The 12,145-nt window shown below is 67.0% G+C and carries 7 protein-coding genes; 4 read left to right on the top strand and 3 right to left on the bottom strand.

The features are described from left to right. Positions 1–313: 313 nt before the first annotated feature. Both AC1DJT_RS07030 and AC1DJT_RS07025 read right to left on the bottom strand, forming a co-directional pair. Positions 314–637 (bottom strand): hypothetical protein, encoded by a 324-nt coding sequence (locus AC1DJT_RS07030; protein ID WP_441488432.1) that lies wholly within the window; start codon positions 635–637, stop codon positions 314–316. A 101-nt stretch (positions 638–738) separates the two neighbouring features. Continuing rightward, positions 739–1,638: a LysR family transcriptional regulator gene (locus tag AC1DJT_RS07025; protein ID WP_441488433.1), complete on the bottom strand. Its 900-nt coding sequence runs from the start codon at positions 1,636–1,638 to the stop codon at positions 739–741. 165 nt (positions 1,639–1,803) lie between these two features. Here AC1DJT_RS07025 and AC1DJT_RS07020 point away from each other — a divergent pair, with 165 nt between their 5' ends. From AC1DJT_RS07020 to AC1DJT_RS07005, 4 genes are all read left to right on the top strand, one after another. Next, the gene (locus AC1DJT_RS07020) at positions 1,804–3,924 is read left to right on the top strand and encodes a hydantoinase/oxoprolinase family protein (protein WP_476833798.1); all 2,121 of its coding nucleotides are present in this window, start codon (positions 1,804–1,806) and stop codon (positions 3,922–3,924) included. Further along, positions 3,921–5,642 carry a hydantoinase B/oxoprolinase family protein gene (locus AC1DJT_RS07015; RefSeq protein WP_441504848.1) on the top strand — a complete coding sequence of 574 codons (1,722 nt, stop codon included), beginning with the start codon at positions 3,921–3,923 and terminating at the stop codon, positions 5,640–5,642. The genes AC1DJT_RS07020 and AC1DJT_RS07015 overlap by 4 nt, the downstream gene beginning before the upstream one ends. Before the next feature lie 91 nt (positions 5,643–5,733). After that, a complete protein-coding gene (locus AC1DJT_RS07010) occupies positions 5,734–6,549 on the top strand; it encodes an NAD-dependent epimerase/dehydratase family protein (RefSeq protein WP_441504535.1) in 816 nt (271 codons plus the stop codon). A gap of 82 nt (positions 6,550–6,631) precedes the next feature. Beyond that, positions 6,632–7,915, top strand: coding sequence for an NAD(P)/FAD-dependent oxidoreductase (locus AC1DJT_RS07005; RefSeq protein WP_476833797.1), 1,284 nt, complete (start codon positions 6,632–6,634; stop codon positions 7,913–7,915). 97 nt (positions 7,916–8,012) lie between these two features. Here the strand turns inward: AC1DJT_RS07005 and AC1DJT_RS07000 are convergent, their stop codons facing one another. Then, positions 8,013–12,029, bottom strand: coding sequence for an AAA family ATPase (locus tag AC1DJT_RS07000; protein ID WP_476833796.1), 4,017 nt, complete (start codon positions 12,027–12,029; stop codon positions 8,013–8,015). Between the last annotated feature and the right edge of the window lie 116 nt (positions 12,030–12,145).

Genomic DNA, 12,145 nt, shown 5'->3' with positions numbered 1-12,145 from the left:
GCGGTATTTTGCTTTGGATGCTCGGCATTCCTCTTCCGCTCATCATCCTCCTCGCGTTCTTTCGGTAGCGACCTGAAGCGTCGTTCGATCGCCACATGACGTTCGGACGCTGGCCGCGCATCGCTGGATTTGTGCGATCACTCGACGTTTCCGCTGACTGCGGAAACGTCACGGGGACCATTATGGATGTCGGCTGGTTCCTGGCTCGCGTCCGAGACGCCAGTGCAGACTCGCGGCGCGTCGCCCCAGCAACGACCGTGTGAAGTCAGCCTCGACCGCCTGCCGAAATCGGGGCGCAACGTCCCGGCCCGCATCAGGGAGCGTGATTGCGTCGTCGTTGCCACCACGCCCGCAGCCTGATCCATAGATTCACGGTGGCAAGAGCAAAGCGCGCCATCGGCTTTCTCAATGGCGGGAAGTCTGCGGCGATCAGCAACAGGCCAAGAGGCAGCATCCAAAGCCCGAGCGCGGGTAAGATCGAAAAGATGCCGCCGACGATCAGGAGAAGCCCCACGGGCAGTCGAACCCAACGCGAGGCCGGGTGCCGCAGCCAACGCAATGTTGCTGAGAACCGCTCTGGAACCTCCCGCTCGATGTGCTTGAATGCCCGCCGGAGTTCCTGCTTCCCCTCGTCCATCATGCCTCCCGAACGCTCGCGCCGGTGGACAACGCGCGACGCCGGAGTTCGTTCATCGCACGGGCGCAGCCGACCTGGTCTCAGCATTGACGATCAACCGGTCAGGCCGCGTTCGGCTTCCAGTCGGCGACCGCGACGGCGAGTTCCGCCGCGGCCTCGACGATCGGCCGCGCCGGCATCGTCACATAGGATGCGGTGAAACTCATCGGGGTCGGCACCCAATCGCAGTTGAGGGCGACGAGTTCGCCGGATTCGACGAAGCGCTCGACCAGCGGCGACGGCAAGGTCGCGATGCCGAGGCCATCCAGCGTCATGTTCAGGCAGGCCGCCAGATTACTCGACGAGACCGGGCGGCTGAGCCGGCTGCTGTTGCGCTTGAAGTAGTCGACGACCTCCGCATAGGGCCGCGTGTTCTTGGCATGGGTCAGGATCGGAAACCGGGCGAGGTCATCGGCCCCGACGGGGTCGGGCAAGGCTGCGGCAAACCGGGGGGCAGCGACCCAGGGCAGCGCCACCGTCCCCAGCGGCAGATTGGTGACAGAAAGGTCGGAGATCGGCCCGTTGAGGAAGGCAATGTCGAGTGAGCCGTCCATGAGGTTGCGCTGGAGATTGAAGGTCAGGTCGACACTCAGCTCGACCACGACCTCGGGAAAGCGCACGGCCATCTCGCGCAGGAAGCGATGCAGCCAGGTCTGGGCCACGGTTTCCGCGACGCCGAGCTTCAGGATGGATTGCCGGCTCGCCGCATCGCCCGCCTGGAGCAGCGCCTCGGTCGCCTCGAGCGCCCGCGCCGCGAGCGGAAGCACGCTCTTGCCTTGATCCGTCAGCACGACCGATCCGGCATCGCGTTCGAACAGGCGCAGGTTCAGGACCGTCTCGAGCGCCGATATCCGCGCCGAAATATTCGGCTGCGTCGTGTTCATCTGTTCGGCGACGCGGCGGAAATTCCTGAGCGAGGCCAGCCGGACGAAGGTTTCGATCTGCTTGAGCGTGATCTGCATCGAGAACCCCGGTCTGCGCCGCCTGGGACCGCGCCACAGGATCAATATTTTCTATCATCACGAGACAATCAAATAATTAGACGTGATCATCGATCGCGGCCATCTTTTTGGAGGTTCGGCTCTCCCGCAGCGCCGGGCATCTCCTTGCACTGAAAGGTGGTTTCGATGAGGGGCGCTGCATCCTCCCAAGGCAATCTGGGCGCCGATATTGGCGGCACTTTCACGGATGTCGTGCTGGAAATCGGGGGCGAAAGTTACTCCGCCAAGGTGCTGACCACCTATGACGCACCCGAGCGCGCCATCATCGAGGGCATGCACCGCGTCTGCGCCAAGGCGGGCGTGACGCCCGCCGCCATCGGCCGGATCATCCACGGCACGACGCTTGCGACCAACGCTCTGATCGAACGCCGCGGCGCGAAGACGGCGCTGATCACGACCGAAGGTTTTCGCGACGTGATCGAGATGCGGACCGAAAGCCGGTTCGAGCAATACGACCTCAACCTGACGCTGCCCCAGCCCCTGCTGCCGCGCAACCGGCGCTACACGCTGCGCGAGCGCGTCGCGGCCAGCGGCAAGACGCTGATCCCGCTCCGGCGCACGGATATCGTCGCGCTGGCCGAGCAGATCGCAGAAGCGGGCTATGAGAGCGTCGCGGTCGGGCTGATCCATTCCTATCTCGACCCCAGCCATGAGCGGCTGGTCCGCGAGGTGCTGCTGGAGCGGATGCCGGGTCTTGCGGTCTCGATCTCGTCGGAGGTGTCGCCGCAGATGCGCGAATACGAGCGCTTCAACACGGTGGTGGCCAATGCCTATGTCAAGCCGATGATGAAGCGCTATCTCGCCAGCCTGGCCGCAAGACTGGCTGGCGAAGGTGCGGACTGCCCGATATTCCTGATGCATTCCGGCGGCGGCATCATGTCGCTCGAAGGGGCGGCGGAGTTCCCGGTTCGCCTCGTCGAATCCGGCCCGGCCGGCGGCGCGATCTATGCCGCCGATGTCGCCGCGCGCTTCGGCCTCGACCGGGTGCTCTCCTTCGACATGGGTGGGACGACGGCCAAGATCTGCCTGATCAAGAACCAGACACCGAAGACGAGCCGGGTCTTCGAGGTGGCACGGAGCTACCRCTTCAAGAAGGGCTCGGGCATGCCGATCTCGATCCCGGTGATCGACATGGTCGAGATCGGCGCTGGCGGCGGCTCGCTCGCCCAGGTCGATTCGATGCGCCAGATCCGCGTCGGGCCGGAGAGCGCCGGCTCGGAGCCCGGCCCCGCCTGCTATGGCCGCGGCGGCACACGGCCCGCCGTGACCGATGCCGACCTCCTGCTCGGCAAGATCGACCCTGCCAATTTCGCCGGCGGCAGCATGGAGCTGGACACAGCCGCCTCGCGCACAGCCGTGACGGCTGCGATCGGCGAACGGCTCGGGATGAGCGGCGAAACCGCCGCCTTCGGCATCGTCGAGGTCGTCGACGAGAACATGGCGAATGCCGCCCGCGTCCACGCCGTCGAGAATGGCGATGATCTCTCCGGCTATACAATGATCGCCTTCGGCGGCGCGGCGCCGCTCCATGCCGGACGGCTCTGCGAGAAGCTCGGCATTGCGCGCCTGCTGGTGCCGCCCGGGGCCGGTGTCGGCTCGGCCATCGGCTTCCTGCGGGCGCCGTTCAGCTTCGAGGCGACGCGCAGCGTCTATATGCGCCTGGCGGATTTCGACGCCTCGCTGGTGCGCGGCCTGCTCGCAGAACTCGAAAGCGAGGCTACGAGCTTCGTCCGCTCCTGCGACGCGCAGGCGCCGCTCAGCGTCGAGACCAAGGTCTATATGCGCTATGTCGGCCAAGGCTGGGAAATCCCGATCGATGTCAGCCGGGCCGCACCGACGATCGATGCCTATCGCGACCTGTTCGAGGCCGAATACGCCAAGCTGTTCTCAAGGACCGTCCAAGGTCTGGACATAGAGATCACCGTCTGGGCGGTGAATGCGAGCACGGCGAAGACGGTGCCGGTGCGGGCCGAGGGGCTGGGCGCCCTGGCGCCGCTGACGGCGACCGCACAGCGCGAGGTCTTCGACCCTGCGCTCGGCGTTCGGGTGACGGCCGGCGTGTTCGCGCGCTCGGAGGTCGCAATCGGCCGGCTCGTGGCCGGCCCCTGCGTCATCGTCGAGGATGAAACCACGATCATCGTGCCGGCCGGCTGCGCGGCGACCTGCCGCTCGGATGGTTGCATCGAAGTCTTCAAGCAGAGCACCGACGCGGTGGAAGCCCGTCTCGCCGACATGATCGAGGCCTGACCATGATGACGCTCTCCACCGTCTCGCTGCAGGTGATGTGGAACCGCCTGATCTCGATCGTCGAGGAGCAGGCCCAGGCCCTGATCCGCACGGCCTTCTCGACCTCGGTGCGCGAGGCAGGCGACCTCTCGGCCGGCGTCTACAACCGGGCCGGGCTGATGCTGGCCCAGGCCGTGACCGGCACGCCGGGCCATGTCAACGCCATGGCCGACGCGGTCGCGCATTTCATCCGTGAGATCGGCCCCGGCAACATCCTCGAAGGCGATATCTACATCACCAACGACCCCTGGATGGGGACCGGGCACCTGCACGACATCACCGTGGTGACGCCCTCCTTCTACCGGGGGAGGCATGTCGGCTTCTTCGCCTGCACGGCCCATGTCGTCGATATCGGCGGCCGCGGCTTCGGGGCGGACGCCAATTCGGTCTATGAGGAAGGCCTCTATATCCCGATCATGAAATTCGCCGACCAGGGCAAGGTCGACCAGCCCTTCGTCAGGCTGGTGCGCGGCAATATCCGCGAACCCGACCAGGTCGTCGGCGACATCTTCGCGCTGGCGACCTGCAACGATGTCGGCCATCGCCGGCTGACCGGCATGCTCGACGAATTCGCCCTCGACGGACTGGAGCAGGTCGGCGATTTCATCCTCGAGAACTCGCGACGGGCGACACTGGAGAAGATCGCGGCGCTCAAGCCCGGCGCAGCCGAGGGCGCCATGCTCAGCGACGGCTTCGCTACGCCGATCCTGCTCAAGGTCAAGGTCACGATCGGCGCCGACGAGGTTTGCGTCGATTTCGCGGGCTCGTCGGGCGTCGACCCCAAGGGCATCAACTGCCCGATGGTCTATTCCAAGGCCTATGCCTGCTATGCCTTGAAATGCGCGATTGCGCCCGAGATCCCCAATAATGCGGCCTCCCTCGAGCCCTTCCGCATCACGGCTCCGGAGAACACCATCGTCAACGCGCTGCATCCGGCGCCCGTCGCGCTGCGCCATGTCATCGGCCATCTCATCCCCGACACGGTCTATGATGCGCTCGACAAGCTCCTGCCCAGGACCGTTCCAGCCGAAGGCGCAGGACCGCTCTGCAATTTCCAGGTCTCGCTGCGTCCGGCCTCGGAGGCGGCGCGTCTTTCCGGGGCGAGGCGCGCCGAGGTCTTGATGTTCAATTGCGGCGGATCGGGCGCACGCCCGACGCTCGACGGCATGAACACCACCGCCTTCCCCTCAGGCGTCATGACCATGCCGATCGAGGCAACCGAGCATGCCGGCCCGATCATCATCTGGCGCAAGGAATTGCGGCCCGATTCCGGCGGCGCCGGCCGCTTTCGCGGCGGGCTCGGCCAGTTCATGGAGGTCGGCGCGGTCGAGGGCCATGTCTTCGACATGTCCGCGATGTTCGACCGCGTGAAGCATCCGCCGCGCGGGCGCCTTGGCGGAGCCGATGGCGGCGCGACCGAAATCCGCCTCGACGACGGCAGGGCCATGGCCGGCAAGGGGCGTCAGGCCGTTCCCGAGGGCCGCAAGGTCATGCTGTCGCTTCCCGGTGGCGCCGGTTACGGCCCGGCCGCCGAGCGCAGCCGCGCCGCGGTGTTGCGCGACCTTGCGCTCGGCTATGTCTCGGCCGAGATGGCCAAGGCCGCATATGACGTCAGCGACGCCGAGATCGCGGCGGTCGAAGCCGGACTGAAGCGCGGCGAACTGCCCTCCCCCGGATGACGCCGTGCCACGAGATCCGGAACGCCGATTCTCCCCATCGCCGCCGCGCTGGCCTGGTGCGGCGGTCAGCCTGTGACGACGCGAGGACCGCATGCCCCATTATGACCGCATCCTGATCACCGGCGCGGCCGGCCGCCTCGGCTCTCATCTTCGCACCGGGCTTGCGCATCTCGCCGGGACGATCCGTGTCGCCGATCGCGAGCCGCTCGGCCCGCTTGCCTCCCATGAGGAACAGGCGATCTTCGATCTTGCGGATATGGAGGCGACGATCGCGGCGACCGAGGGTTGCGATGCCATCGTCCATTTCGGCGGCGCGCCGACCGAGCGGGACTGGCAGACCATCCTCGATTCCAGCATTCGCGCCTCCTACCACATCTATGAGGGCGCCCGGAAACACGGGATCAAACGCGTCGTCTATGCCTCATCCGTCCATGCGATCGGCTTCCATGAGATCGGCGCGCAGATATCGGTCGATGCGCCGGTTCGGCCTGACTGCCTCTACGGCGTCGGCAAGACCTTCGTGGAAAGCCTGAGCCGGCTCTATTGGGACAAGTTCGGCATCGAGACGGCGTGCCTGCGCATCTTCTCGTCCTTCCCCGAGCCCGTCGACCGGCGGATGCTGTGGTCCTATCTCTCCTTCGCCGACTGCGTGCGCCTCGTCGAAGCCTCGCTGACGGCGCCTTTCGTCGGCCACACCATCTCCTTCGGCACCTCGGACAACACGGTGAAGGCGGTCGACAATAGCGGCGCCAACCATCTCGGCTATCACCCGCAGGACAGCTCGGAGCCGTTTCGCGGCAAGGTCGAGGCGAATGCGCCGGCTCTCGACCCCAAGTCTCCGACGGGCCGCTATCTCGGCGGCAAGTTCTGCGAGATGGGCCACCCCGACGACGAAGCGAAGGCCTGACATCTGCGGGCGCCCTCCGCGCCTGCACAATGTTGCGCCTGCACCAAGCCATTCACGGACCTGACAGAGCGGAGCCGATTCAATGCTGGGGGACAAGCGTTCGCACGGGCTCTGGGAACTCTCAGCCCCTCCTGCCCCGCCGACCACGGTCCTGGGCGAAGCCGCATCCGCCGACGTCGCCATCGTCGGCGCCGGCTATACCGGGCTCTCGGCGGCGCTCCATCTCGCCAGGGGCGGCAAGAAGGTCATGGTTCTGGAGGCGGTCGAGATCGGCTTCGGCGCATCCGGCCGCAACTCGGGCTTCGTCAATGCCGGTCTCTGGGTGATGCCCGACGACCTGATCGCCACGCTCGGCCCGGTTCATGGCAACCGCCTGATCGCACTGCTCGGCGAAGCGCCGCGCGAGGTCTTCGCGCTCACGGAACGCTATGGCATGGAATGCCAGACCGACCATCGCGGAACCTATCATTGCGCCGTCGGCGCAAGCGGCCTGAAGCAGCTTCAGGCCCGCCAGGCGCAGTGGAGCAAGCTYGGCGCCAAGGTCGAGCTGTTGAGTGCCGACGATACGCAGGCGAGGACCGGGGCTGCGGGCTATACCGGCTCGCTGTTCGACCCGCGCGCCGGCACGATCCAGCCGCTCGCCTATGCGCGCGGCCTGGCGGGCGCCGCGATGACCGAAGGCGCGATCATCCACACCGGCAGCGCGGTGACCGGCTTCGAGCGCAGCGGCAACGCCTGGCTGGTCAAGACCGCCGGCGGCAGCGTCAGCGCCGACTGGCTCATCCTGGCGACCGACGCCTATTCGACCGGCGCGACCGCCAACATCCGCGAGGAGCAGGTGCATCTGCCCTATTTCCACGTCTCGACGGCTCCGCTCGGCCACAATATCCGCAAGACCATCCTGCCGCAGGGCGGCGCGGGCTGGGACACCAAGACCATCTTGAGCGGGTTCCGGCTCGATGCGGAGGGGCGCCTGATCGTCGGCAGCGTCGGCGCATTGCGCGGGACGGGCTTGAGCGTTCATCGCGCCTGGGTGAAGCGGCATATCCGGAAGCTGTTTCCGCAACTTGGCGAATTCGAGCTCGAAACGGAATGGTACGGCAAGATCGGCATGACGCCGGATCACCTGCCGCGGCTGCACAGCTACGKACCGAACGCGATCGGGTTCAGCGGCTACAACGGCCGCGGCATCGCGCCGGGCACCGTCTTCGGGCGCGAACTTGCCCGGCTCATCCTTGGCGAGATCGATCTCGCCGGCATGCCCTTGCCGGTATCCGAACTCGCCATCCCGGCCTTCCGGGGCGTCAGGGAGGCCTATTACGGGGTCGGCGCGCAAGTGGCGCATCTCCCGATCGCACCGGCCTGAACCACGCAGTCGCGCCATCGGCGAGATCGCGCGGTCGCGATGCAGTGCCTCCACGCTGCCAGGCCTTCATGCCGTGAGCCGGCCCCGAGGCCGCCCGCTATGGCAACTGATCCGCCGCCTCATTGGCCTGATCCAGCCAGAAGCGCATGCCCATCTCGCGGTACATCGTCGTGGCGATCTCGAGCTGGTTGCGAGCCTCGGCCGGCMGGCCTGCGCGCAGGTGCAGATGTCCGAGGCCATGATGGCAGCGCGCCACAAGCGAGCCCAGTCCAAGTTCCGTCGCGAGCGCGAGCGCCTCGCGGTAGTGAATTTCGGCCTGTCCTATGGATTCGGTGCGGACCAGAACGTCGCCAAGCAGATGGAGGGCCCCTGCCTCGCCACGACGTTGACCATTCTCCCGCGCCGTGGCCAGAGCCCGTCCAGCATATCTGAGAGCGTCCGCATGCTGGCCGGCGAGCAAATGCGCATCCCCGAGGGGCACCAGGAACAGGGCCTGGCCAAAGCGATGCCCCATGGCTTCCAGAGCGCTCAGCGCCTGCTCCAGCAGAGGCAGGCCTCGCTCGGTCTGCCCCAGCAGGGCATAGGCATAGCCGAGCGTGCCCGTACTGCCCGCGGCCATGAAGGGCAGGTCGAACTCGCGGGCCACGACGCAAGCGCGCTCCAACCGCGTTATGGCTTCGGCGAACTCGCCGCGAATGACCAGGAGGTCGGCGAGACACCAATAGGCGATCGTCAGGCCGAGCGGATCATCGACCGCCAGCGCGATGCGAATGCCCTCCTCGCCATGCAGGATGCCCTGCTCGAACCTGCCTTGCTCGGCATGGATCCGCGCCAGGAAAGCACGGACCGTCACGGCTGGATATCCAGCGAGACCAAATCGCTCGAAGCGGGGCTGACGATCGAGCAACTCCAGCGCTCGCACGAAGAGCGGCTCGACCTGGGGGAACTCAAGCGTCGAGAAGCAGGCCGTCCCGAGAAACAGGGTCGCCGCCATCTGGAGTGGGACGTCGCCAAGCGAATCCGCCAGCGCCAGCGCCTGCTGGCCAAAACCCGCGGCTTCCGCGGAATCGCCGCCCAGCGCCAGGGTCTGGCACATATGGAAGGCGAACCGCGCCAGGCGGTGTTGATCGTCCAGGCGTCTGGCCAGGCTTTCGGCCTCGCGAAGATGGCCGATGATGCGCTCGAACTGTCCGAGCGGAAGAAGCGATGCCTTCGATTCGAACCGGAGATCGATGGCCTGCTCGTGCGTCTCCCGGGTCTCGGGGAGTGTGGCCAGAACACGCAAGGCCTGCTCGAAGAACCCGGCGGCCTCGCGGTTGGCCCAGCGCGCCTGCGCCAGCCGGGCTGCCTTGACCCAGTAGCCGACCGCCTCGCCCCCGAGCCCGGCTTCCGTGAAATGGTGAGCGACGAGCTCGGGCTGGTCTTCGACCCAGGCCTGGAACTGATCGATCAGCGTCCGGGCGATCGTCGCATGCAGGTCGCGTCGCCGGCTCCTGAGCATCGTGGCATAGGCAGCATCCTGCACGAGCGCGTGCTTGAAGACGTAGCCTTGCCCTGACGATGCACTGCGGCGCGAGACGAGGCCGGATTCCAGCAGCCGCGCGAGCGCTGTCTCGAGCTCCGCGGAGGCAAGACCCGACACCGCAGCGATCAGCTCGTGCGAGAACTCCCGTCCGATCGCGGCGCCGATCATGGCTGCGTCCCTTGCCGGGCCGAGCAGGTCGAGCCGGGCCACCAGCGCGGCCTGCAGCGTMGTCGGGATCGCCACTGACGGCAGGGGCCCGTCGAGGACCCAGCCGTCCCCGGTCTGACGCAACAGCCCGCTTTCAAGGAGCGAGCGTGTCAGTTCCTCGATGAACAGCGGCACGCCATCCGCCCGCGACAGAATCTGGCCGATGACAGCATTGGGGAGCGCCCTGTCCCCGGCGACGCCGCGCATGATGCCGGTGCTGTCGCCCGGGCCAAKGCGGCTGAGCGACAGCGCAGTGACATGTGGCTGGTCGAGCCAGCCGGGCTGGAATTGGGGCCGGCAGGTGACCAGCAGCAGCAGAGGCAGCCGGGCGGCGCGGCTCACCAGGCGCTCGAGCAGATCGAGCGACGACGGATCGAGCCAGTGCGCATCCTCGAACAGGATCAGGACCGGCTTCCCGGCTGCGGCGCGCTCGATCCGGTCGAGGAGCAGACCGAGCGTCATCTCGCGCTTCTGCTGCGGACTGGCCGCCAGCGGGGGGTAGCGGTCCTCCAGCGGCACTCCGGTCAGCTCGGCAAGGAGCGCCACGTCGCGCGGCATATCGAGCGATGTCGGCGCGAGCAACGCCTCCAGCCTGTCGAGCCTCGCGCCGGCGCTGTCGTCGGGGCTGAAGCCGGCATCCTGCTGGACACGGGCAATGAACGGATGCAGCGGGCTCTGTGCAAGATGCGGAGCACAGGAATAGCGCAGGAGGGAATCGGGCCCGGAGCCGGTCCGGGCCGGCACGCTCTCGGCCAGGCGCGACTTGCCGATGCCAGGCTCGCCCGAGATCAGAACGACACGCCCTTCCCCCGCACCGGCCTGATCCCACCGGCGAAGCAGCAGCGCGATCTCTTCCTCGCGGCCGATGAGCGGGCTGAGAACGGCGCCGCGCCGTGCATCGAAGCGGCTCACCCCGGCGATCTCGCCAAGGACCTGCCACGCTTCAAGAACCTGCCATGCTTCAAGGACCTGCCATGCTTCCGGCTGTTGCGCGTCGCTGCGGACCGCGGGCGCCCGGCAGGCGAACTGCCGACCCACAAGCTGCTGCGTGCTCGCGGCAATGACGACTTCGCCCCCTGCCGCACTGCCCTGCAGACGCGCCGCCAGGGCCGGGGCCTCGCCCGTCGCGACATGCTGCCGATTCTTGTCCGCTGTCGATTTCTCCCCGACGACGACGAGCCCGGTGGCGATGCCGACGCTCGCCTGCAGCGCCCCGGCCAACGGCGCGGCCAGGCTGCCGATGGCGGCAAGGAGAGCAAGGCCGGCGCGCACGGCGCATTCGGCATCATGCTCATGGGCGGCCGGATAGCCGAAATACACGACAACGCCATGGCCCTGGTAATGGGCGACGAAGCCGCCAAATCGCGCCGCGACATCGGCGACGGTCGCGTGGAAGGCGGCGATCAGATCGTGGATATCTTCGGGATCGGGGCTCGCTGAGGGGCTGATCGCGCCGACCAGATCGCAAACCAGGATCGTCAGTTGGCGCTGCTCCAGAGCATCCGGGCGAAGCCCCTTCGTCGGGGCCTCGCCGTCTCGCGCCGCCACGATCCCTGCTGCGACAGGCGGTTCTACTGTCCCGGAAGCTGTGGGATGCCGTTCGCCGCTCGCGCGCGGCGCGCTTGCAACACTTGGCACACTTGGCGGCGCTGCGCTGCGAAGCTCAGCTGCCAGCGCCTGCGTGACCGCATCGGGCGCCGCGCCGAGCTCGCGCCTCAGCAGCGCTGTGAGATCCTGATAATGCCTGAGCGCCTCGGCCTTGCGTCCCATCGCGACGAGCGCCTGGAGGGCGACCCGATGCGCATCCTCACGCAGGGCATTCACCTGGATGGCCCGATGAGCCGCCTTGAGCGCAGCCTCCTCGTTCCCCGCCCGCATCGCGTCCTGGCTCTCGCTGACCATGGCGTCGAGCGCCAGGCCTTCGAGGCGTCCTCGCAGCGAGGCGCGCCAACTCAGCCACGCGTCTTCTTCGATATTCAGGTCGGCCAGAAACGAACCCCGGTGGAGATCGGCGGCCGCGGCGAGCGACGCAGCCCCTCCCTCGGTGATCAACGCCTCGAAGCGAACAGCATCGCAATCGATCGCGCCGGGCGCGAGCCAGACCTCGTCGTCGGTACTGACGAGCGTTTCCTGGCCTAAAATCCGACGCAGCCGAAAAATCGCCTGCCGCAGGTTCTGTCGGGCCTGTGTCTCGAAATGCGAGCCCCACAGCAGGTGGGCCAGCCTTTCACGCGGCTGGGGTTGAGGCGCCGTGCAGGCCAGATAGGCCAACAAACCCGACAGTTTCCGGCTCGGCAGCCGGACGATGCCATCGCGCGTTGCCAGCTCGAATCGTCCGAGCAGCGAGAGACGAAAATGGGGAAGAGCGACACCGTCCTTCATTCTGCCGGCAACACGAACAGGTCGATCCTTCTCGAAAAGCACAGATTCTGCCCGGCGCGAACGCAGAGGCAGGCAGAATTAACGCTCGTGTCACGGTGCAATAACGGCCTGACGAC

This window comes from Allobosea sp. 05T422_2, assembly GCF_056396265.1.
The sequence above is the reverse complement of the archived record's forward strand: the minus strand, read 5'-3'. Positions and strand labels throughout refer to the sequence as shown.

Excerpts from the sequence above, each read along its gene's own strand:
- AC1DJT_RS07030 (WP_441488432.1), bottom strand. The coding sequence starts at position 637 with ATGGACGAGGGGAAGCAGGAACTCCGGCGGGCATTCAAGCACATCGAG.
- AC1DJT_RS07025 (WP_441488433.1), bottom strand. The coding sequence starts at position 1,638 with ATGCAGATCACGCTCAAGCAGATCGAAACCTTCGTCCGGCTGGCCTCG.
- AC1DJT_RS07010 (WP_441504535.1), top strand. The coding sequence starts at position 5,734 with ATGCCCCATTATGACCGCATCCTGATCACCGGCGCGGCCGGCCGCCTC.